Origin of the sequence: Pontibacillus sp. HN14, from assembly GCF_021129245.1 — a bacterium.
In the GTDB taxonomy this organism is placed as follows: Bacteria; Bacillota; Bacilli; order Bacillales; family BH030062; genus Pontibacillus.
In genome coordinates this window covers 1,123,904-1,146,792 of record NZ_JAJOLR010000001.1, presented here as the reverse complement: position 1 = coordinate 1,146,792, position 22,889 = coordinate 1,123,904, and the positions used below count along the sequence as shown (strand labels likewise).

Sequence of the window (22,889 nt, the reverse complement as noted above, 5' to 3'; positions counted from 1 at the left end):
TGAATGGTAGAAGTAAAATTACATGATATTGGTGAAGGAATGACAGAAGCAGAGATCCTTCACTTTTTTGTGAAACCAGGTGATGAGGTAGCAGCGGATGAGCCGTTAGTAGAGGTCCAAACGGACAAGATGACAGCAGAAATTCCATCACCAGGAGCGGGCATCATAGGTGAAATTCTCGTGGAATTGGGAGAGACCATTACGGTTGGAACCACGGTCCTTAACATGGATGTAGGTCACAAGTCCAATTCAGGAAAAACGTCTTCTGAAAACACGAAGAAATCTTCTGAAAAAAGTGACAATCAAGGAGAGGTCCACACTTTTCAATTACCTAAGCGAAGTGAGCGCATCTTAGCTGCACCCTATACAAGGAAAATCGCTCGGGATAATGGAGTGGATATTAGTCAAGTAGAAGGCACAGGGCCGGGGGGGCGCATCGTAGATGAGGACGTGCTCGCCTATATGAAAGGGGACACCGGAAAACAATCGGTGGCTGTTGCGGACCCTTCTTTTGAGAAGGAACCTGTTATGGCTAAGCAAGAGGTCGAACCTGTGGTTGGTCAATCGATTCCGTTTAAAGGTCGCAGGAAGCAAATTGCGAAGAAGATGACCCATTCTTTGCATACGATCGCCCATTGCACGCAATTTGAAGAAGTTGATGTCACAAATGCGATGGAATGGCGGGCTATGTGTAAGGAACAAGGGAAAGTATTTTCGATCGCAGCTTTTTATATTAAAGCAGTCTCAGTTGCGCTCAAAGATTTTCCGATCTTTAACGCTACATTAGATGAACAAAATGAGAAGATTGATCTTAAAGAAGCTCATAACATCGGCCTTGCTGTAGATACTGAAGATGGATTAATCGTGCCGGTCCTTCGAAACGTGGAGTCTAAATCGATTACACAGATTCATGAGGAAATGAAGGCTTTAACTGAGAAAGCGTTGTCTAATCAATTAAGTATGGCTGATATCCAAGGGGGGACGTTCACAATTAGTAACGTTGGTCCTTTGAAAGGAAGTACTGGTGCTACTCCAATTATCAATCATCCGGAAACGGGTCTTATTGCCCTTCATAAGACGAAGAAGAAGCCTGCTGTTGTAAATGATGAAATTGTCATCAGATCAATGATGAATATATCTTTCACTTTTGATCACCGTGTAGCAGACGGCGGGACAGCTGTGGCCTTTTCTAATCGATTGGTGCAACTTATGGAACACCCGAATACACTCATGTTGGAGCTGGTATAGATGGTAGTAGGAGAAATTGCAGAACAAAGAGACGTTGTCGTTATTGGAGGAGGTCCAGGAGGATATAATGCAGCCGTTCATGCAGCAAAACAGGGCTTTCATGTGACGATTATTGAGAAGGGCGTGCTTGGTGGGGTTTGTTTAAATGAAGGATGTATCCCTTCAAAGCTGTTCTCCACTAGTGCGTCGAAATTAGCAGAAGTTAAAAGCTTTAGTGATTTTGGGATCTCTACGGAAGGGACCAGCTTTAATCTGAGTCATCTTCAGTCCTATCGTGAGAAAGTAGTGGGAAATTTACGTAAAGGTGTAGAAGCTTTATGTAAATCTAATAAAGTGGAAATTATAGAAGGACACGCTTCTTTCTTATCTGAAGATCGGATTGGGGTGGACCACGGTCATCAATTTGATGTGTATCACTTTAATCATGCGATTATCGCAACAGGGAGCCGCCCGTTTCTCCCTGATACCATTGAAGCTAGCGATGAGAGAATTTTAACAGGGGAATCACTGTATCGTATTGAGGACGTACCTGATCATCTTCTCGTCTATGGAAGTGATTATATTGCCCTTGAGGCGGCGATGACATTCCGTCAATTTGGAGCCAAGGTTTCACTTGTGATAGAAGAGGAGAAAGAAGATTTTGGCTATGATTCTTCTATTAATCGGGAGTTAAAAAGAGTCTTAAAAAAACAAAAGATTAAAGTATATTCTTCCGCTTCTATCGGGAAGATGGAGGTTAAAGAAGAACGGGTCAATGCTGTCCTTCTCCATAAGGGAGAGGACGTACAGATTGACGCTTCCCACGCATTCGTTTCAGCTGGTGTTCTCCCTAATTTAGAAGAGTTAGGAATCGATCGTTTGGGGATGGAAACAGAAGATGGTTTTATCAAAACCGATGCTCAAATGCATACGTCCATTAAAAATATATATGCCATTGGTGATGTAACCACAGGACCGGCTCTTGCAGTTAAAGCTATAAAGCAAGCCGAAGTTGTAGGGAATACTATAAATGGCGTGCCAGCAGAGTTTGATTCTACCTTCATACCAGTTGTAGCCCATACCATTCCTCCTATTGCTTCTGTTGGAATGACAGAAGAACAAGCGCTAGAAGCAGGATATCAAGTGCGAGTAGGACAGTTTGGATATGGTGGGAATGGCTATGCGACGATTCATGGAAAGCGAGAAGGTTTTATAAAGCTCGTTATACAAGATGACACTGACATCGTATTAGGTTTCCATGCGTTTGGAGCAGGTGCTGTTGAACTCATTTCGACAGGCACAGTGGCCCTAGAAATGGCGGCAAGGGATGAAGATCTTTCTTTCCCCCATTATCCACACCCGAGTTACAATGAGTCTATCCCAATGGTTGAGCCAGAGGTGAAAAGCCTGACAGAGGCCAGTTTAAAATAGGTAGACAAAAAGAATGCTACCCACATTCATTTGTGGGTAGCATTCTTTATTATTCCGTATTTAAAATTGTAATTGTTTTTCGTGGGTGAAGCCTATCTTCTCAAGAGCTTGTTGCATATTTGCGTAGCTGTTAATGTCTTTAAAGTTGATGCCGAGGCTAATTACGGTTTGGGCAATTTCTGGCCTCATGCCTGTGATGCTTGCTTCGACTCCCATAATCGTTAGAGCCTGTATGATACTGAAGATGTTATTGGCGACCATGGTGTCGATCATTGGTACACCTGATACATCAATGATTAAGTAATCTAGCTGGTCGTCTGTACTATGTTTTAACGTGGATTCCATTATTAATTTGGCTCTGTGTGTATCAATTTCACCAATTAAAGGTAGTATAGCAACCCCTTTTGTAATCGGCACAACAGGAACCGATAGTTCTTCCATCGCGAGCTGAGCGATGTTCATGGTCTTCTGATGATCCTGTACAATAAGGTTACTAAATATATAACTCACTTCGTCTAATAGTGGGTTGATTAATTTGCTCACGTCTAGCATGGTGACGGCAGAAAAATTCTTCTGCTCCAAATCTTCTTCGAACACATCCCATATGACAGTGCGAAAGAACGCTAAACTTTTCAAGGATTCATTTAAAGGAATTCCAATATCTAAGCATCTTTGTCCAACACGGTTGGCCCATTCTTTTGTACGGTTCATCACATCATCATGGTCTTCTATAAGGGACTCACCGATAAGCTCAATTAATTCTGTTCGCCAGGTGATAATATGATCGTAGGGTATTTCTGCAGTCTTTAATGTAGTCACAAACTCTTTAGCTTCTAAAGCTTCCACAGCATGAGCGAGATCTGTCTTATGGTTTACTATTTTATTCCCAATATATTCAAGCTCTTGCCTCATCTTCACCATCTCCTAAAGCTTAGTACTTTCATCGTAATTCAAGTCGTGATACAACGCAATTATGAACTCTCTTTATAAGAAAGAAATTAGTGAGGGTAGAGGTCTTGTGATACAATCGGAACACAGTGCGGTTTCAAGAGGAGGATTTATGCTTTATCGTCATCCCTATTATTGCGTGACCAGGTCTATTAAAGATGGACAACAGCTCTATGAGGAAGAAGAGCTATATCTAATTTTATCCGAAGATAAAATTACGACAAATTCGAATGTATTTATGCTTGAGCATGTCTTCGATCTTTCATATAGAAAGACAGCAGAGCTGTATGGTTTTCTGTATTTACATACGAATAAAGGCGTCTTTTCTTTCAACGTGAAGCATGCACCAGACGAATTGATTCGAACGTTTCGTTCGTTAAAATAAATCATTGCGAGGTATGTATTATGCAATTAGATAAACGTGAAAATTGGATGGGGCTTCATGTCCCGGCAATGTGGAATGATTATACGATTGAGGCTTTATTACGAGACGTATGGCAAATTCCGAAGAAACAGCTTCATCAGATTCGCATGGATAAAGGTGTTCTAGTCAACCATGAACAGAAGCGTTGGAGTGAATCACTTATTGAAGGGGACTATCTGGAAGTGAAGCTCTTCATTCCTGAAGAGTCAGATGTGGTTCCAGATCAGAAGAAGGTTGAGGTTTTATATGAGGATGATCATATACTAGTTGCAAACAAGCCAGCAGGAATGGATACGCATCCGAATGAAAAAGGACAGACAGGGACGCTTCTCAATGCTGTCGTTCATCATTGTGGTCCTCATACTAACGTCCGTCACATTCATCGTTTGGATCGTGATACGACGGGGGCTGTGTTGTTTGCCAAACACAGAATTGCTGGTTCCATTATGGACCGCCTTCTTGAAGAACGGAAAGTAAAGCGTGCTTATATGGCGCTTGTACATGGATTAGTATCAAAGAAAAAAGGAACAATTGAGCAAGCGATTGGGAAAGATCGACACCATGCAACACGGAAGCGAGTTTCCCCTAAGGGTCAATCGGCGATCACAGATTATGAAGTACATGGGTATTTGAAAGAAAAAGATGCAACACTTGTGAAGCTTTTCTTACGAACGGGTAGAACCCATCAGATTCGTGTACATATGAGCTATATGGGTCACCCTCTCCTTGGTGATACTCTTTATGGTGGGAAAAAGAAAGCTGCCTCACGTCAAGCACTACATGCAGCCTCGCTTACATTTCCGCATCCTTTCACGGGAGAAACGATAACATGTGAAGCGCCATTTATTGATGAGCCACCTATATTTGAATAATTGAAGAGGTAGGTATGGAAAAGGCAGGGGACCTAGGACCCTGCCTTTAATCATTTATAAGGGATATTGAGTCTGTTTTCCTACCATCTCATCGCTTTGCTTTGCTGGAGAAGCTTTGACTCTCCTGTACGCTCCCATTCTTCTACGGTTTGGTAGGCTTTTTCAGGAGAATACCCCTTCCCGACAAGTACTCCCATAAGAATGAATTCTTGTAAAATGTGTGTGGCATTAATTCCTCTTTTCACATCTTCTAATCCTTCATTTACTAGAAACGTCGTGTGCTGAACCCATTCATCAGGCGTTTTTCCGTCTATAACGACTCCGTTTCCATTATTGTTGTGTTGTTCCATAGCTATTGCATCTGCCTTAGTGTTATGAACAGTGCCAAAAGGATGATTAGGAGGAGCGTAGATCGAATAGAGTTTTAAAGGGGTATTGCCAGTATTGGTTACATTATGCCACGTTCCGGCTGGAATCATGATGGCAAAGTCATCAGATACATTTCGTTCATAAGTTAACTGATCTTTCTTCTTCCCCATTTGAACAAGCCCTTGCCCTTGTTCAATTCGTAAGAACTGATCCACATCAGGGTGAATCTCTAAACCGATATCATCACCAACATCGATGCTCATCAAAGTTACCTGCAAATGCTCCCCTGTCCATAAAGCTGTGCGATAGGTCTGGTTTTGTAGCGTAGCCTCATTAATATTGACTACATACGGATTTGGACCATAATCTTTCAGCATCCCATTAGAAGATTGTGTTCTGTTTGAGTACTCATACGCATTTGGGGAGCTGTAGTAACCACAGTTCCTTCCATAGTAAGGGACGGGATTACTCGTGTAATAAGGGTAGGGATAAGGATATCCATAAGGAGTGTAGTACATATTTTTAACACCTCCGACAATATAGAACTATCATATGCAAGTTGGGCAAATGTGTACTTTGGATTGTTTAACGTTACGGTGGTGAATTTAATAGATTACCTTCCGTACCCCATGCACTCCTTAAACGTAAGGGCGTCCATCCACACTCAATTGGAATAGCTCCCACCTTTTTGAAATGTATATATGCGCTTTTAGGCATTATGGTATAATGCCACTAGATAGAAAATAGGATAAGAAAAGACTTGGATGAAGCAGACAACATTCCTACTATACTATTCTGCTGAATAGGCGGAAGGGGAGTCATGGGTGGAAGAGAATCGTTTGACTATGAGAAGAGCGAGGCGCAGAAAGAGGACAAGAAGAATTGTGTTAGGTTTCTTTGTTTTCTTCGTGCTGATCGGCGCTTATGTCGTATATGAATATACAGCTGGTCTTAGAAATGCAAATCAAAATGCCCCGGGTATGAATGAAAGCTACGGGGATGAACCGTTTGAGGGAAGCGAGAGCCCTGAAGGAAAAACCAATGTTCTCCTACTTGGCATTGATCAGCGGGGGGACGAAAGCACACGCTCAGACACGATCATGATTGGCCAATATGATACAGATCAGAACAAACTTAAACTTGTGTCTTTAATGCGAGACACTTACGTAAATATACCCGGCTATGGCTATAAGAAGCTTAATGCCGCCTTTGCCCTTGGAGGTCCTGAGCTTATGCGTAGAACCATACAGGAGAACTTTGGGGTGGATCTTGAATATTACTCCATTATTGATTTTGATGGGTTTGTCAGTATTGTGAATACCATTGCACCTGATGGAGTAACGATTAACGTTGAGAAAGATATGTACTATAAAGATGGTGTCCAAACGATAGACCTAAAAGCAGGGGAGCAAACTTTGGATGGTAAGGAATTGCTCGGGTATGCGCGTTTTAGAAACGATGCTTACGGAGATTTGAAACGGGTGGAAAGGCAACAGAAAGTATTAAATACGTTAAAAGATGAATTTGTTTCCTTCACGGGGCTTGCCCGTCTTCCTAGAGCATTAGGTGCCATTCAGCCTTATGTTAAGACAAACATGGGTACTCCTGCTATACTGGGCTTTGGGACAGATTTTCTAATCAAAACTCCTGATGATATTGAAACCTTCACCATACCAAAAGATGTAGGGTATACAAATCTGCGTGTTCCAGGTGAAGGAGCTGTATTGTCGCACGATGAGGAAAAGACGAAAGAAGCACTTCAATCCTTTTTAGAATAACTTCACTAGGGTATATAAAGAAGATGTCCGTTACGAGCGGGCATCTTTTTCGTGATTTTAATCCTTCATCTATAAAATGTTTGTGAGAGAGAGGAGAAAGAAGAAGGGATAGGGAATCTATAATGAGACAGCAAAAGAGGTGTGTAGGATGACATTACAGTGGATATTGGCTGGTGTTGTAATCTTCCTGGTTTTATGGGAAGTCCTTCTGGTTCTTCCAACAAAGTGGTTGAAAGTGGAAAGGATTGGATGGGAAGGAAAGACTAATAAGAAGGTGCTGCAAATTAGTGATCTGCACATACGACACATGCGAATTTCCCTTTCTGAAATAAAGGCTCTTATCGATACAGAGCAACCTGATTATATCTTTTTAACAGGAGATTATGTAGATCGGTCAGAAAAAGAATTCGAAACACTTCGACCGTTCTTGGAACTTATACAAGAATCAGGGGTAGAAACCTATGCAGTCCTTGGAAACCATGACCGCTATATAAAGAATGTAGAAGGGCTTGAGGATTTAATTAAACAATACGGAATCCACTTGTTGAAGAATGAATTCGTTGAGAAAGAAGACGTAGTCATTGTTGGAGTGGATGACTATGCCCAAGGGTGCCACGATCTTGAGAAGAGTTTTTCCTTTTTAGGAGATGATAAGAAAGATGTGCTGGTACTGACTCATGACCCGGATGTTTTGCTTGAAATGAAGAAACCCTTCACAATGCTAGTGTGTGGGCATTTACATGGCAAGCAAGTCAATATCCCTTATTTCTTTAAGATTGCGAACATGGGGCAATTAGCTCAACAAGGGATCTATAAAGGGAAGCATGACCATACACACGGCTCTTTCTACATTTCTAAAGGGGTAGGCCAATCAAGATGGAACATTCGCTTCTTTGTTCGCAGTGAAGTGACCATTCATTCAATACGTTCAGTAAAAAAAGATTCATGAGCAGCTAAAAAACTGATATGATAAGGAATGCTGCAATAAATTTTAACCCTCTAATACAGGGTAAGAGGAGAATACGATGACACAAACTCTTCCATTTGAAATCTCCAAGGAAGATACGTTTTTTGACGTATTAGGTGATTACATTGGAGATGTCTTTTATGACATATTACCAGAACAAGGTTATGAGCTACGGGATGAACAGATCTATATGGCATTCCAGGTAGAGCAAGCTTTCAAAAATAAACAAACCATCTTCGCAGAAGCAGGGGTTGGAACGGGGAAAACGTTCGTATACTTGCTTTATGCTATTTGCTATGCTCGCTACATGAATAAGCCAGCGATTATTTCGTGCGCTGATGAAACGCTGATCGAGCAACTTGTTAAAAAGGGCGGAGATATTGAAAAGCTTGAAAAAGCGCTTGGTTTAAACGTTGATGTGCGTCTAGCGAAAGCACGCGAACAATATGTTTGTGTGAAGAAGCTTGATAAACTAGAAGAAACTACAGAAGATGAAGATATTCTAGACGTTTATGATTCCATTCCCCAATTTGTTTTCGGCGGGGATGCATCTATGCAGAAGTTTGAACGCTACGGGGACAGAAAAGAATATCCTTGGGTCTCAAACGAAAAATGGGAATCGATTTCCTGGGATCCTTTACAACAGTGTTCAACGTGTGATTGGCGTCATCGCTGTGGTCAAACGTTAAACCGTCAGTATTATCGTCATTCATCTGACCTCATTATTTGCTCACACGATTTCTATATGGAACATGTATGGACAAAGGATTCGAGAAAGCGTGAAGGTCAACTTCCACTCTTGCCAGAAGCAAGCAGTGTGGTGTTTGATGAAGGACACTTACTTGAATTCGCTGCTCAAAAAGCATTAACCTATCGTTTTAATTCGAAGACTTTAACAAGTGTTCTGACAGAATACTTAAATCAGGATATTCGTGAAGAGTCTCTTCTTCTTATTGAAGATATTTTAGATATGCACGATAGATGGTTTGAGATTTTAAGGGATACGAGCTCTGAGGTAGAGGGATCGAATCGCCACGAAGTACCACGCTCGAAAGAGATGATCGATTTAGCTGACCAGATGAACAAAAAAGTGCATAACTTACTTGAACAACTCGTCTTTGATTCTGAGCTCTTCTTAATGGATGATTACAACGTTAAGATTATTGAAGAATACCTTGAGTTCTTCTCCTATGGGTTAGCCATTCTATTAAAAGATAATAAAGGAATCTTCTGGCTTGAAACAAATGGGGAAGACAGTTCTCTTGTTATCATGCCAAGACTAGTTGAGGACGTTTTAGAAAAGGAAGTGTTTAGTCAAAACATTCCATTCCTATTTTCATCCGCAACGCTATCCCGTCAGAAAGATTTCTCTTATATTTCAGGTAGCCTTGGGATTCAGAATTACCTTTCCTTCACAGTTGAATCACCGTTTGATTATGAAGAACAGATGAAGATGAGAGGGTATCTTGACCAAGGAGAAGAACAAAAATGGGAAATGATGAAAAGCCACTTAGAGGATGAAGAAGGGCAGACGTTAATCTTGTTCTCTTCAGTAGAGGAAATGAATCGTTTCCGTTCTTGGGCGGATCAACAGACCTTCTCCTTCCCGGTGCTTTATGAAGGAGACCGGGAAATTAGTGAAACGGTCCAGGCATTCCAACAAGATCGTGCGACCGTTTTATGTTCTTACCACTTGTGGGAAGGGCTTGATGTACCCGGGCAATCACTTTCTCAAGTGATGATTTCATCGTTACCGTTCCCACCAAAAGACCCTGTATTTGATGCTAAGCGTAATCATGCAGAAAATGCCATGCAAGAAGTGGACTTACCTTATATGCTTCTTCGGATGCGTCAGGGAATTGGCCGTCTCATTCGCGGTCATGAAGATCATGGATCTGTTCATGTATGGCTTACGCCAGACCAGTACAATGCCATTGGGAAAGAAATTGAAAACATAGCTCCAACCCCTATTCAATGGAGTTAATAGAAGTGGGGAGGGTCAATTCCCTCCCCTTTATTGTGTTATGGTTATGATTTTACGTATAATGATGAAGAACTACGCATAGGGAAAGGAAGATGGAAATGGATCAAATGATGATTCGCGTAAAACAGCAAGGGGAGGAATTCTCTATTGAGCCAGTAAAGGGTCAATCCTTGTTAGCGTCAGCTTTTGAACAAGATGTTCCTTTGGATTACAAATGTCAAAAAGGAAACTGCACAAGGTGTCGTGTGGAATTACTGAATGGAGAAGAAGTGGTGAACAAACCTACCCCGAAAGAGCATGTGAAATTAGAGAATGAATTAGAGGACGGATTCCGCTTAGCTTGTCAGACTGTCCCTGTTAAATAGGTACATAATGAATAATTTAAGATGATAAGTAAGAGTACCAGGTTGTGACTGGTACTCTTTTTTTGCCTTAAGAAGTTATGAAAAACAAAGGGTTATTAAAGGTGAATAATCTTTTTATGTTAAAATATGGATAAAGTAAAGGGGTGGTGATCATGACCGGCTATTTAAAAGGGGCTATTTACCTACTGGTAGCGATTGTTCCTTTATCTATAGGAGGCTATTTCCTTGCTGTAAACGCTGAGGATTTGTTTATCTTTTACGAATGGCTCCTTGTTGCTGTAGTATTAACGGCTTTTATTCTATCAGTCAAAACAGTCTGTGAAAATCAAGGAGCGGGAAAATGGCTAGCTGGTTCTGTTGTGGCATTTATTCTACAGTTTACCGTTCTTAGTCTCTTCTTAGGGCCTTTTACGTATTACTCAATGATTTTCGTATACTATGGAGTGGCTTTTCTTGCTTTTATAGTCTACGTGAAAGCTTTAAAGAAGAACAGGGTGCATCGTGCTATTCCTATTATCCTTTTGGTTTTCACAAGTGTATTCACTGTTTATATGTTTCTTTTGAATAGTTTATGGGGAGTCAATTGGTCGTAATTAGAAAGAGAAGGGGAGGATCTTTATTCGCAATTCGCAGCGGTTTGGTTACTACTTTGTTTGGATGCTCGTTATTGGATTGGTCATCTATTTGGGGAAGAGCTATGAAATGGAATTACAGCAACAATTTAAAGTAACGTATAAATATCCGATGGCTCTTGTGTTTTTTACTCCTTTGTTTCCGGTCGCAATAGGCATACTCTTACGTCTACCTAAATTCATCCTCGAAATCATGTCACGGAAGCCCTGGACGCTTGATTGGGTTCGATTGTTGGCGATTGGCATCCCGACGCTTGCTGTCCTCGTTATGTGGACGCTTGCTTTAGCCGGTTATCAGTGGGGTCCGGTCCAACCGTTTATAGTAGTTTCCCAACCCACCCTAACAACGATTGCAGGGATTGCTTTAGGATATATCTTATTAGATTGTATAAAAGAAAGCGCCTAATGATTGTACACCGGGCGCTTTCTCTTTCCGATTAAGCCTTAACTCGGTAAGACTGATTATGCTTCTTAAGTGAATCATCTGTACCAAATAAGAAGTGTTTCTCCATGTTCGGCGAATATTTAGAGTTAATAGCTTCACGGCCAACGGTTTCCGCAACTTCACGTAGCATACTAGGTGATGCTCCGCAACATAAACCAAAATAATTCACCCCTGTGTCCAGTGCGTCTTTAGCCCAACTGGCTATCTCGTAGCGGTTACAGTAAAGTGGGTCAAGGGAGGTTGGGAATGTTGTTTCAGTTGGGAGATGACACGCGCAACCTCCGTCTGGAAGGTTAAAGAATGTTGGATGCTCTTCAGTTGTTCGGTAAGGTACAGGTAACGCTGCAACATAACCCTTGCAAGCTTCGCGGATCTTCTCAACATAAGGCTGCATTGTAGCGGGGCCCCGGAAACAGTTCATTCCCACTACTAAGGCACCTTGTTCTTCGAGGAGTCGGCAGGCTTCTTCGACTTCATAACCGTCACGCATTTGATTTTCACCCATAACGCCAAGTGTAATAACAGCAGGTAGGTCTTGCTTTTTTATTTCCTCAAGTGCAATTTGGGCCTCTTCGAAGTAATAGAATGTCTCCCCGTTTACAAAGTCGACTCCTTCTTCCTTACACCACGTGATCATTTCAGCAAACATAGTACGGACGGCTTCTTTAGATGACTCATCCTCAGGGTCGAAGAGGTTTGTGTTGGAAATGTTTCCGGCCACTAAGGCTTCTTCAACTGTATTTTCCTGCGCCACTTCTTTCGCCAGGCGAATAGCTTGACGATTAAGGGGCTCAAGCAGTTCTTCTTTTCCGATAATACGCATTTTCTCTCGGTGAGCATTATAAGTGAATGCTAAGACCACATCAGAGCCAGCATTCATATAGTCACGATAGGTTTGTTTTAAGGCTTGAGGATTATCAAGAGCTACTTCAGGTACGAAAGAGCCCGCTTGTAAGTACCCTCTTCGTTCCAATTCGAATAAGTACCCCTCGCCGCAAACGACCGGTCCATCCTGTAAGCGTTGTTCAAGTGTTCGTTTCATCTTTATTCATCCTTTCAAAAGTAAGTATACGGAAGAGAGTATAAGAAAACCCTCTTCCTGAATAAGAAGAGGGTGGATGTAACAAGGCCTCCTCTTATCTGCCAGATCATCATCTGATCTGTAGGAAGTAGCACCTTTTTCAAGATGTTTCTTGAAAGGTTGCCGGGCGTCACAGGGCCTAGTCCCTCCGCCACTCTGGATAAGAGTTCGTTATTTAATTAATAAAGCTTGATATGGATTATAACGGGTGAGAAATTTTCCGTCAATCCTTTTTCTGAAAAATGTTAAGATTCTATTTTTATTGTATACTAAACAAGGGAGGGATTCGAATTGGCAAGGAGTATAGAGGTAAGGAATGTAAGCGCTAACGATATTAATGAAAAATTCTTAATAGATTTTGACCGCTATCAGGAAACGGAAGATGTCTGGTATATAAATGGTCAAACGAAAGTGGATACAAGGTCTGATTATTTTATAGATAATTGGAGTGAAGAACAAAAACAAGATATTTCATTGTATTTAAGAGAATGCTCAAAAAATGGCGGTGGTGTCGTTTGTGCAATGGATGGAAAAAAGGTAATCGGGTTTGCGAATGTAGAAAAGAGATTCTTCGGTTCAAAAAATCAATATATCCCGTTACCGTTTATTCACGTTTCAAATGCATACAGAGGGGAAGGCATAGGGAGACAACTGTTTCTTAAATGTTGCCAAATCGCTAAAGATTTAGGTGCGGAGAAACTCTATATAGGCGCTCACCCTGCAGTGGAAACTCAACAATTCTATCAATCTGTAGGATGTGTCATAGCAGAAGAGGTAAATCAAGAGATCTACGAGAAAGAACCCTTGGATCTTCAACTTGAAAAGAAACTATAAAAGCGCCTGCTTACTCGCAGACGCTTTTTATTATAGGACGAATTCATAGCGTTTCTTAAAGTTCGGATGCATCAAGTAATAATATGGGTAAGCTCTGGTATAAGTGAGCTGAATGATCGGTCCAGCAAATAATACCCCGGCTGCAGTGCCAAGTCCCACAGGGCCGCCCATAAGTAGGGCCGAAGTTGACGTAGTAAGAGCCACAAGGGTTTGACTAAGGCGTAAGCTTATTGTAAATCTGCTTGCGATCGCAAGGAAGAGCTGATCGACAGGAGCTCTTGGCAAGGCAGGCAGAATGTAAAGACCAACCCCTGCTGCACTGAGTGAAATTCCGAGTATCATGGCACCAGCTTGTAAAAGGAATGGTGCATGAAGCAATGTGAAGTTATGAAAAACAATTTCTAACCAGAAATCTAGAATAAAACTTTCTAAAAAGAGGGGGATCAGGGCACGTGGTTCAGGTTTTTGCTTCATAAGCCATCCGTTTGCGAATATAAACAGAAACTGAAACAAGGCATACCAGAGGCCTACTGTAAATCCAAGTTGATCGGATAGTCCGACGAACAAAGCTGTCCAAAATCCTGCGCCAAGAGTTGCTTTAATGAGTAATGCAACACCAAAAAAGTTCACGAACATTCCTAATAAATATATACTTACGCGATAGACCATTGTTGACCCTCGTCTTTCCTTTAGTATCAAGGCATTATTAACCCGCGGAATATTCTAGTATGTATAAGAAAGATAGGTCAATATAAAAAGTAAAGTAGAGTTGTGGATTTTGATCGAATTTTCTGATAAAATAACAAAAAGGCGAATTTGGGGGAATAATCATGTTTCCGTATGGTTCAAGTAGAGCGTGGAAACGTAAGGGAAATAACGAATTGTATTATGCTGCTTTAGGTGTTATAAGCGCGGTTTTATTGATTCAGTTCCAATCCGCTCTTTCAGCTGGTGATAAACTGTTGTTAGTCACTACATTGACTCTAGGTATTTTAAAAACTATTTATTACTCCTTTTTAAAAAAGAAGGCTTACATTCAATTTTATAAAGACAGATTGGAAATAGCCCAATTTCCTTTATTTCAGAGTAAGCAATTGAAGTATAATCAAATTCACCATCTGGTAAGGGGAAACGATGACACGCTTACATTAAATATGGTAGATGGATCAGAATTTATAATCGATCGTAATCAAGTAACAGAGGAAACATTCCGTAAGTTAAAAGATATTCTGGTTGAATCAAATTAAGCTCAAAACAAGGAACTGTAGCGAATAGAAGAAAAGGGAAGGGGTCGATGGGATACCATGGGCTCTTTTTTAGGTTTAAACTAATCTTTATGAAAGCGGTTCCTTTGGGTCTAAATAGCGATGTGTGGGGTCACAGCTGGTTCCATTTCCTTATTTTAAAATTGGGTAGTTTAATACGAAGGGAAAAGAGGGAAAGTTCAGAAATTGTAATAGAAAGAAGGGAGTTGGTGGTTTGGAGAGTCCAAAGAAAGAGATGCCGATAGGAGTAGCGGTTTTACCGTTATTGATTATGATTGTAGGAATGGGGTTCACAATCATAAAATATGAAGGCGCACCTCATGTACCTTTATTGCTTGGAGCTTTCTCAGCCTCAGTTATTGCTTTGCTCTACGGGTATTCGTGGGAAGCGATTGAAGAAAGTTATTATAAAGGAATACATAAATCTTTGCCTGCTATCGTGATCCTGTTATTAGTCGGTCTTATTATTGGTTCATGGATTGGAGGCGGCATTGTTGGAAGTTTAATTTATTACGGACTTAAATTAATTTCACCTGGATTTTTCCTTGTTTCCATTATGCTTCTTTGTACGGTTGTTGCTTTATCGATCGGGAGTTCCTGGTCAACGATGGCAACTGTGGGGGTTGCTGGTATGGGAATAGGAATTAGTATGGGCATTCCTGAGCCTATGATAGCAGGTGCGATTATTTCCGGAGCCTATATGGGGGATAAGATGTCTCCTTTATCGGATACGACGAATTTGGCTTCAGGTATTGCGGATGTCAATTTATTCGAACATATTAAGCACATGTTATATACGACGATTCCGGCTTATCTAATTGCCTTTTGCATCTTCTTCTTTATGGGGAGACAATTTTCAGGAAGCGGCTTTGAAGGAGGGAGGATTAAGGGCATTATGACGAGTCTTGAGGATCACTTCCTCATTTCTCCTTGGTTGCTTCTCGTGCCTCTTGCGGTAATTGTGCTTGTATTATTTAAAGTGCCGGCTTTACCCGCTTTAAGCATTGGAGTTATCCTCGGATTTCTCTGTCAGATTGGTATTCAGGGAGATCAGGTAGGAACAGCAGTGAATACATTGTATGAAGGCTTTTCCTTAGAAACGAATAATGAGATGATCAGAGAGCTGCTGAACAAAGGTGGTCTAAGCAGTATGATGTATACGATCTCTCTAACACTTGTTGCAATGATTTTTGGTGGCGTTTTAGAAGGAACTGGGATGTTGAAGCGATTAATGGATGGGATTGTGACGTTAATTCGCTCAGGAAAGGCCCTTATTCCAACCACCATTTTCACCTCGTTCTTAACGAATATTGCGATGGCTGAACAATACATCTCGATTATTATTCCAGCCCGAATGTACGCAGAAGTTTACCCGAAACATAACCTTCATAGAAAGAATCTATCGCGTGCTGTTGAAGATGGAGGGACGGTAACGAGTGTACTTGTTCCTTGGAATACAGGCGGGGTGTTTGTAGCGGGTACTCTTGGAGTCCAGACGCTCTCGTACGTGCCTTATGCCTTTTTTAATTTGATTACACCGATTCTGTCCATTATATTCGCACTGATTGGATTTAGTATTGTGAAGAATAAGATTGAAGGAAAGACAGATCAGTCAACTTCCATGTAACACGAAAGGACTAAGCCATATTAGGTTTAGTCCTTTTTTAATGAATTTCGTACAGAAAATAAGTAAGGTGCATAGGATGAGGTGATGAATTTTTAAAGGGGATGATGGTTATGTATTATGGTTCTCATATTGAGCCATATCAAGATGATGTTTACTATAGATCAGGTGACATCAATCGTAGCAACGAGCAGATAGCTGATGCACTCTTAACAGGAATAATAGGGGAAGCAACGGCGGTTGACTTTTACTACCGGTTGGCACAGGCCACCACCAATGAAACTCAGCGGCGCTCCATTCATGATGCCTTAAAGAAAGAGCAAGCCCATTTACAGAGATTTACCGATTTGTATACAGAAATAAAAGGAAACAATCCTGCTTATCAAATTGATCGCATATCGTTTAACACATTTGAAGAAGGATTAGATCTAGCTTATGAGATTCAGTCTAGGAACTACGGAGCGTATCGTGATAGGTATGAACACCCTCAGCTTTCGCCAGTCCAAGATTTGTTCTTAAGAGCGTGCAATGACGAAGCGGAAATCGCAGAGCGTTTTAATGCGCTATCTGGTCATGAGTCCCGTATGCCAATGCAGGACTACGGTGGTGAGCCATTGGTAGTGGATATCAACCTGCTTACGCTTGAGAATGATAACTTTAGAACCGCCCTCTGGACTGGAGAACATTTTCAAGTCACGTTGATGAGCATTGAGCCTGGTGATGACATTGGGCTAGAAGTTCATCCTAATGTTGATCAGTTCATCCGACTCGAGCAAGGAGAAGGATTTGTGCAGATGGGAGACACAAAAGATCAGCTTACGTTTGAGCAAAAAGTGATGGATGATTATGCGGTTATGGTACCAGCAGGAAAGTGGCATAACATAACGAATATTGGTGACGTACCGATGAAAGTGTATGTGATCTACGCTCCACCTGAGCATCCTTTTGGAACCGTTCATGAGACGAAGAAAGACGCTATGGAAGCAGAAGGGTAAAAGAGAGGTGCAGTGATGTTATCACTGCACCTGTTTTATTCTCATAATGTTACTTGAAGCTTCTCTAAACCTCTTAATAAGAACATTTTTCGCCAAGTAGGAGTTGTGTTCGGGGCAAGATCCAAGTTTGGACAAGAGGTAATCAAGTTTTGTATGGCAACCTTGCCTTCTAACCTTGCAAGAGGCGCGCCCAGACAAAAATGAATCCCAAATCCAAATGCAACATGCTGATTGGTCGCACGTGTTAGGTCAAAATGATTGGCTTGTTCAAACTTTTCTTCATCCCGGTTTGCTGAGCTTAGTGAGGCGAAGATGACATCCCCTCTTTTAAGCGTTTTGCCATGAAAGTCCCGGTCGTCTTCTACCCAACGAGCGGTGGAGAAGTCAACAGGGCTATAAAAGCGTAATCCTTCTTCAATTGCGCTTTCAATCAAAGAGTGGTCTTCTTTCAGTTGATTAAACTGACTTGGATGTTGCATGAGAGCGTACATGGTATTGGCAATTAAATTAACCGTCGTTTCATGTCCGGCGATGATAAGAAGAACAACCATGGAGTAGAGCTCATTGTGATTTAATTGCTCTCCCTCTTCTTCTGCTTGAATGAGGTTTGAGATAAGATCATCTTTAGGATCGTGACGTCGGCGCTCGAAGAGTTCATCGAGATAGGATACAAAGTCTTTTACATCTTGAGAAAATTGAGGATGGTCTCCTTCAGATGCAGAAACGATGGAGTTGGACCATTTTCTGAATGAATGACGATCCTCAGGGGGGACTCCGAGTAATTCACTTATGACAATAATAGGGAGTGGAAAGGCAAATTCATCGATGAGATCAACAGGTCCTTGTTTTTCTTTCATTTCATGAATTAGATCTTTGGCAATCTCATCTATTCTTGGTTCTAATCTCGCTATCGTTTTTGGATTAAAATAAGGTGCTACGAGTTTTCGGAGTCTAGAGTGGTCAGGTGGGTCAAGGTCTAGCATCATATTACTGAAAATGTTCTGCTCAACATTTCCTTCATCTTGATTCTGGTATAGTTTCGAGAAGTCTTTTAGAAAGCTTGGCGTCTTTAGGAGTTCCTTCACATCTTTAAAACGTGTCACCATCCAAGTTGTCTGATTATGTACTTCTGACATTTTAAAGATGGGATCATTTGCTCGAAGGTCTTCATAAAAGGGGTAGGCCCCTTCTTTAAACTGAGATTGAAAAACTTTTTCTTTCGTAGTCATGGAATACCTCCTTCTTTCTTTTATTATAAGAGAAGGGAATCGATCTAACAAACATTATTTACCATCGCAGTGATACAATGAAGTGGGGGTGATTACGCTGGATGAATCTTACTATGTAGGTTGGGGAACGCTTGCGTTAATAAACGCTGGACTTGCTCAAGGGAAGAACCGAACCGGATTAAACTGGTTCTTATTATCCTTGTTCACGGGGCCTGTCGCGACGTTGTTGCTCCTGTTGAGTGAAAAGCGAGAAGAGTCTAATTGAGTTGCGACGTTAATTCTTGTACAATGACGAGAGTATATTAGACTGAATAGGGATAGGTGTCATCATGAAAAAACATATCGTCATTGGAGGAGGAATTGTCGGTGCCTCCACTGCTTATCATCTTGCTAAAGCAGGAGAAAGGGTTATGCTTGTTGACCGACAAGACCAGGGACAAGCCACTGAGGCAGGCGCCGGTATCATATGTCCATGGCTAACGAATCGTTCAAATAAATCCTGGTACAAACTTGTTGAGAACGGAGCCGCTTATTACCCTGAACTGATTCAAGAGTTAGAGAAAGACGGGGAGACAAATACAGGTTATGAGCGCGTAGGTGCTATTAACATTTTTGATACAGATGAGAAGTTGGATCGAAAGATGGAAGTCGCTTTAAAGCGACGAGAAACCACTCCTGAGATGGGGGAGGTTACGAGACTTTCTGCTGAAGAGACCAACCGTCTGTTTCCGGTACTTTCTAAAGAATACGGTGCAGTTTATGTAAGTGGAGCCGCTCGAGTTCAAGGCGGGGCAGTGCGAGATGCTCTTGTTCGGGCAGCGGAGAAAAATGGTGCTGAACTTATAAATGGGGATGCATCGCTAGTGTATGAAGGTAATCGTGTAACGGGAGTGAAGGTCGGAGATGACGTTTATGAAAGTGACCAGGTGTGTGTGACAGGTGGTGCATGGGCGAAAGAGATCTTAAAACCTTTAGGACTTCATTTTGAGGCTCGTCCTCAAAAAGCACAGATAATCCATTTAGACCTACCTGAGTCAAATACAAAAGAATGGCCCGTAGTCTTGCCTCCATACAATCACTATATCTTAGCTTTTGATCATGGGAGAATTGTCGTTGGAGCTACTAAAGAGGATGAGGCTGGATTTAATCCTGATGTGACAATTGGGGGAGTAAATGAATTGCTGGATAAAGTGCTCCGTGTAGCACCTGGTTTAGCGGATAGTCAGTATGTACAAACGAAAGTAGGCTTTCGCCCGTTCACACCAGGTTCAAGGCCAGTGCTAGGAGAAGTACCGGGTATACAAGGGCTGTTTGTGGCGAATGGCTTAGGGGCATCCGGTTTAACGAGTGGTCCTTATTTCGGGGCAGAATTAGCCAACATTGCAATGGGCACTCACACGAAAATTGACCTTAAGGATTTCGACCCTGGTATGGCGATTCAATAAGTTTGAAAAGGCGACTTCCTCTTTGAAGCGCCTTTTTTGTGTATTGCTTTAGCAGACAAAAGGGTGTCTGACACCATTTATCGCTTTACCATAGTAAAGCGAGGTGGTGTGGTACACTTTAATGAGGAGTATGGAGTGAAGTGGGGCATGAAAATGAAAGAAGAAAAGAGTCAAATAGGGTGGAGAGATTTTCTTAGTCTTGTTCGTGGAACGAATCCATCTAAGGGACGGATGGCTTTCGCTGTTGGTTTTAGTGTGTTATCTACAATCGTTGGGTTAGTCATCCCTCTGTTAACAAAAGGATTTATTGATGATTTTACAATGGAATCTTTTAAGTGGATCTATGTCGTTGGATTATTTGTAATCTTCCTAGTACAAGCTGTAGCAAGTGGTCTTTCCATCTATCTATTGAATTATGTCGGTCAGCATATAGTGGCGAGCCTAAGGACTCGTGTGTGGGATAAACATATCAAGTTACCGGTTTCGTTTTATGATCAAACGAAAACGGGTGAGATGATCTCTCGTATTATTAATGATACAAGCATTGTGAAGAATTTGATTACAGAACATGTTACTAATTTCTTTACTGGTTTGATTTCGATCATTGGTTCCATTATCATTCTTCTTTATTTAGATTGGAAGATGACGATGGTCATGTTGATCGCTGTTCCTCTCGCAATTGGGATTATCCTTCCTCTAGGGCGCAAAATGTATAAGATTTCAAGGAGTCTGCAAGATGAGACAGCCACGTTTACGTCCACCATAAGCCAGACTCTTTCTGAGATACGTCTAGTAAAGGCATCTAATGCTGAAGAGAGAGAATTTAATAAGGGTAAGACAGGCATTACCCATTTGTTTGAGTACGGGGTGAAGGAAGCAAGGATTCAAGCGATTATAGGGCCGCTCATGACCTTGGTTATGATGGCGATGCTCGTTATTGTATTAGGGTATGGAGGATTTCGCGTCTCCTCAGGGGCTCTTACTGCAGGAGATCTTGTCGCTTTTATTCTGTACCTCTTTCAAATCGTGGTCCCTTTAAGTCGTTTTACGAACTTTTTCACTCAGCTACAGAAGGCTGTTGGGGCTACAGAGAGGATCGTGGCCATCCTCTCACGAAAAGAAGAACCTCTACAATCTGGTAAGAGATTAGGGGAAGAGATGCATTCGATTGTGCTAGACCATGTTCAATTCTCTTATAATCAGGACGAGCCTGTTCTTAAAGATGTCTCGTTTACAGTCAAACCTAACGCTGTAACGGCTGTAGTGGGTCCTAGTGGGAGCGGAAAAACAACGTTGTTCTCGTTATTAGAACGTTTCTACGCTCCAACAGGAGGTGCTATTATCGTGAACGATCTTTCTATTGAATCATTCTCACTAGAAGAGTGGCGGAGTAAGATCGGCTATGTTTCACAGGAAAGTCCTATAATAGCAGGTACAATAAGGGATAACATCGTGTATGGACTGGATGAAATACCCCCCGAAGAAGAAATCCATCAAGCGGCACGCATGGCTTATGCAGATGAGTTTATTCAAGCATTCCCGTCTGGATATGAGACAGAGGTGGGGGAACGGGGAATTAAGCTTTCAGGAGGACAACGCCAGCGTATCGGGATCGCTCGGGCGCTCATTCGTAACCCGCAAATTCTGTTGTTGGATGAAGCGACCTCGAGTCTCGACAGTAAGGCTGAAATGGTCGTCCAAAAAGCCCTTGATAACTTAATGAAAGACCGGACGACGATTGTCATTGCTCATCGGTTATCAACTGTTGTCAATGCAGATCAAATAGTATTTCTCGACCAAGGAAATGTAACAGGTGTAGGGGATCACACTGAGCTTTACGACACCCATCAGACCTATAAGCAATTTGCGGACGAGCAACTAAAAATGAAACAAAACTAAGCAGGGAGGCATAAGTGCCCCCCCTGCTTTTTATTTTAAGAAGATGAACTTTATTGGTGTCAGACACCGTTTACTGCTTTAGTGAGGTGCAGGAGCCATTATTGGGATAGGGGACGAGGTCTCTTTAGTCTTGATAGAGTATAGATGGCTAATCCGGACCAGATCAACGTGAAGGCGATGAGATGTACATGAGTAAAGGGTTCGTTGTACACGAATACCCCAATGATTAGCATAATGGTCGGTGCAAAGTATTGTAGGAATCCAACCATTGATAAGGGGATACGTTTAGCTCCACTTGAGAAAAGAAGGAGTGGTATCGCAGTGACAATCCCTGCCCCGAATACATAAAGAGAAGTCATTGAAATCCATTCGATTTCTCCTAGATTTCCAGATTGTTGAATACCCAAATAAAGTAGGGCAATAGGTGTGACCACTAATGTTTCAATGGTAAGTCCAAACATCGCTCCTACATTTACCATTTTCTTAAGTAAGCCATAAGAGCCAAAACTAAAGGCAAGCAGTATCGCAACCCATGGGAATGATCCGAAGTTCCACGTCATATAAGTAACACCGGCAGCTGCTAAGAAAATGGCTACCCATTGAGCTTTATTAAAGGTTTCTTTTAATACAATGAATCCTAAGAATATGCTGACAAGTGGATTAATATAATAGCCTAAACTAGCTTCTACTACATGATTGGAGTTCACTGCCCATATGTAAGTAACCCAATTTATGCTGATCGTAACAGCAGCGAGACTAATACCGATCATTTGCTTTTTGTTAGCTAGAATTCGTACAAACTCTTCTTTAAACTGGTCAGCTTTACGAAGGGTAATAATAATGCCAAACATAAAAAGGCAGGACCAAATGATCCGGTGGGCTAATATTTCGAAGGCAGGAATCTCTTGAATCAACTTCCAGTAAATCGGCAAAATCCCCCACAAGATATAAGCGCTAGCTGTATAAAGTATCCCGATCTTCTTTTCATTATGCATAACGGAGGTCCTTTCTCTTTGGAATTACCTCATTCATTATAATTCTCATGTAATAACATCGCCAGTTAAAAGATTGAAGC

Annotated in this window: 23 protein-coding genes and 1 riboswitch; of the genes, 17 read left to right on the top strand and 6 right to left on the bottom strand. The window is 41.6% G+C overall.

The genetic code is table 11. The features are described from left to right. The first annotated feature begins 3 nt into the window (after positions 1-3). Both LQ226_RS05915 and LQ226_RS05910 read left to right on the top strand, forming a co-directional pair. On the top strand, positions 4-1,248 hold the full coding sequence (locus tag LQ226_RS05915; protein ID WP_231416928.1) for a dihydrolipoamide acetyltransferase family protein: 1,245 nt from the start codon (positions 4-6) through the stop codon (positions 1,246-1,248). Then, positions 1,249-2,658 carry a dihydrolipoyl dehydrogenase family protein gene (locus tag LQ226_RS05910; RefSeq protein WP_231416927.1) on the top strand — a complete coding sequence of 470 codons (1,410 nt, stop codon included), beginning with the start codon at positions 1,249-1,251 and terminating at the stop codon, positions 2,656-2,658. Positions 2,659-2,718: 60 nt separating this feature from the next. On the opposite strand, the gene LQ226_RS05905 is transcribed toward LQ226_RS05910, so the two are convergent. After that, positions 2,719-3,570, bottom strand: a complete 852-nt coding sequence (locus tag LQ226_RS05905) for an STAS domain-containing protein (RefSeq protein ID WP_231416926.1) — start codon at positions 3,568-3,570, stop codon at positions 2,719-2,721. 148 nt (positions 3,571-3,718) lie between these two features. Between LQ226_RS05905 and LQ226_RS05900 the strand changes: the two genes are divergently transcribed. Together LQ226_RS05900 and LQ226_RS05895 are read left to right on the top strand one after the other, a co-directional pair. After that, positions 3,719-3,991, top strand: coding sequence for a hypothetical protein (locus tag LQ226_RS05900; RefSeq protein ID WP_231416925.1), 273 nt, complete (start codon positions 3,719-3,721; stop codon positions 3,989-3,991). A 20-nt stretch (positions 3,992-4,011) separates the two neighbouring features. After that, entirely contained in the window at positions 4,012-4,902 is an 891-nt protein-coding gene (locus LQ226_RS05895) for an RluA family pseudouridine synthase (protein WP_231416924.1), read from the top strand. Between the two features lie 80 nt (positions 4,903-4,982). On the opposite strand, the gene LQ226_RS05890 is transcribed toward LQ226_RS05895, so the two are convergent. Then, positions 4,983-5,789, bottom strand: coding sequence for a cupin domain-containing protein (locus tag LQ226_RS05890; protein WP_231416923.1), 807 nt, complete (start codon positions 5,787-5,789; stop codon positions 4,983-4,985). 306 nt (positions 5,790-6,095) lie between these two features. On the opposite strand from LQ226_RS05890, the gene LQ226_RS05885 reads away from it, so the two are divergent. The 6 genes from LQ226_RS05885 to LQ226_RS05860 all read left to right on the top strand — a co-directional run bounded on the left by LQ226_RS05885 (position 6,096) and on the right by LQ226_RS05860 (position 11,403). Beyond that, positions 6,096-7,049, top strand: a complete 954-nt coding sequence (locus LQ226_RS05885) for an LCP family protein (protein WP_231416922.1) — start codon at positions 6,096-6,098, stop codon at positions 7,047-7,049. A 148-nt stretch (positions 7,050-7,197) separates the two neighbouring features. Continuing rightward, positions 7,198-7,998, top strand: a complete 801-nt coding sequence (locus tag LQ226_RS05880; RefSeq protein WP_231416921.1) for a metallophosphoesterase — start codon at positions 7,198-7,200, stop codon at positions 7,996-7,998. Positions 7,999-8,074: 76 nt separating this feature from the next. Beyond that, positions 8,075-10,000 (top strand): ATP-dependent DNA helicase, encoded by a 1,926-nt coding sequence (locus LQ226_RS05875; protein WP_231416920.1) that lies wholly within the window; start codon positions 8,075-8,077, stop codon positions 9,998-10,000. A gap of 98 nt (positions 10,001-10,098) precedes the next feature. Beyond that, positions 10,099-10,365: a 2Fe-2S iron-sulfur cluster-binding protein gene (locus LQ226_RS05870; RefSeq protein WP_231416919.1), complete on the top strand. Its 267-nt coding sequence runs from the start codon at positions 10,099-10,101 to the stop codon at positions 10,363-10,365. 152 nt (positions 10,366-10,517) lie between these two features. Beyond that, positions 10,518-10,958, top strand: coding sequence for a hypothetical protein (locus tag LQ226_RS05865; RefSeq protein WP_231416918.1), 441 nt, complete (start codon positions 10,518-10,520; stop codon positions 10,956-10,958). A gap of 109 nt (positions 10,959-11,067) precedes the next feature. After that, positions 11,068-11,403, top strand: coding sequence for a hypothetical protein (locus LQ226_RS05860; protein ID WP_231416917.1), 336 nt, complete (start codon positions 11,068-11,070; stop codon positions 11,401-11,403). Between the two features lie 31 nt (positions 11,404-11,434). On the opposite strand, the gene LQ226_RS05855 is transcribed toward LQ226_RS05860, so the two are convergent. Beyond that, positions 11,435-12,484: a homocysteine S-methyltransferase family protein gene (locus LQ226_RS05855; protein ID WP_231416916.1), complete on the bottom strand. Its 1,050-nt coding sequence runs from the start codon at positions 12,482-12,484 to the stop codon at positions 11,435-11,437. Positions 12,485-12,575: 91 nt separating this feature from the next. Further along, positions 12,576-12,690: riboswitch (SAM riboswitch) on the bottom strand. A gap of 124 nt (positions 12,691-12,814) precedes the next feature. Between LQ226_RS05855 and LQ226_RS05850 the strand changes: the two genes are divergently transcribed. Further along, on the top strand, positions 12,815-13,357 hold the full coding sequence (locus LQ226_RS05850) for a GNAT family N-acetyltransferase (RefSeq protein WP_231416915.1): 543 nt from the start codon (positions 12,815-12,817) through the stop codon (positions 13,355-13,357). 30 nt (positions 13,358-13,387) lie between these two features. Here the strand turns inward: LQ226_RS05850 and LQ226_RS05845 are convergent, their stop codons facing one another. Continuing rightward, entirely contained in the window at positions 13,388-14,026 is a 639-nt protein-coding gene (locus LQ226_RS05845; protein ID WP_231416914.1) for a YczE/YyaS/YitT family protein, read from the bottom strand. A 161-nt stretch (positions 14,027-14,187) separates the two neighbouring features. On the opposite strand from LQ226_RS05845, the gene LQ226_RS05840 reads away from it, so the two are divergent. From LQ226_RS05840 to LQ226_RS05830, 3 genes are all read left to right on the top strand, one after another. After that, positions 14,188-14,604: a hypothetical protein gene (locus tag LQ226_RS05840; protein ID WP_231416913.1), complete on the top strand. Its 417-nt coding sequence runs from the start codon at positions 14,188-14,190 to the stop codon at positions 14,602-14,604. Between the two features lie 253 nt (positions 14,605-14,857). Further along, positions 14,858-16,249 carry a Na+/H+ antiporter NhaC gene (gene nhaC, locus LQ226_RS05835; protein ID WP_231417582.1) on the top strand — a complete coding sequence of 464 codons (1,392 nt, stop codon included), beginning with the start codon at positions 14,858-14,860 and terminating at the stop codon, positions 16,247-16,249. 110 nt (positions 16,250-16,359) lie between these two features. After that, a complete protein-coding gene (locus tag LQ226_RS05830) occupies positions 16,360-17,241 on the top strand; it encodes a cupin domain-containing protein (RefSeq protein WP_231416912.1) in 882 nt (293 codons plus the stop codon). A gap of 41 nt (positions 17,242-17,282) precedes the next feature. On the opposite strand, the gene LQ226_RS05825 is transcribed toward LQ226_RS05830, so the two are convergent. Beyond that, positions 17,283-18,470: a cytochrome P450 family protein gene (locus tag LQ226_RS05825; RefSeq protein ID WP_231416911.1), complete on the bottom strand. Its 1,188-nt coding sequence runs from the start codon at positions 18,468-18,470 to the stop codon at positions 17,283-17,285. 82 nt (positions 18,471-18,552) lie between these two features. Here LQ226_RS05825 and LQ226_RS05820 point away from each other — a divergent pair, with 82 nt between their 5' ends. The 3 genes from LQ226_RS05820 (at position 18,553) to LQ226_RS05810 (ending at position 21,814) form a co-directional block, all read left to right on the top strand. Further along, complete coding sequence (locus tag LQ226_RS05820) at positions 18,553-18,735, top strand: hypothetical protein (RefSeq protein WP_231417620.1); 183 nt, start codon at positions 18,553-18,555, stop codon at positions 18,733-18,735. 64 nt (positions 18,736-18,799) lie between these two features. Further along, a complete protein-coding gene (locus LQ226_RS05815) occupies positions 18,800-19,915 on the top strand; it encodes an NAD(P)/FAD-dependent oxidoreductase (protein WP_231416910.1) in 1,116 nt (371 codons plus the stop codon). A gap of 147 nt (positions 19,916-20,062) precedes the next feature. Further along, on the top strand, positions 20,063-21,814 hold the full coding sequence (locus LQ226_RS05810; protein ID WP_231417581.1) for an ABC transporter ATP-binding protein: 1,752 nt from the start codon (positions 20,063-20,065) through the stop codon (positions 21,812-21,814). 98 nt (positions 21,815-21,912) lie between these two features. Here LQ226_RS05810 and rarD read toward each other — a convergent pair whose 3' ends face one another. After that, positions 21,913-22,809 carry an EamA family transporter RarD gene (rarD, locus tag LQ226_RS05805; RefSeq protein WP_231416909.1) on the bottom strand — a complete coding sequence of 299 codons (897 nt, stop codon included), beginning with the start codon at positions 22,807-22,809 and terminating at the stop codon, positions 21,913-21,915. Between the last annotated feature and the right edge of the window lie 80 nt (positions 22,810-22,889).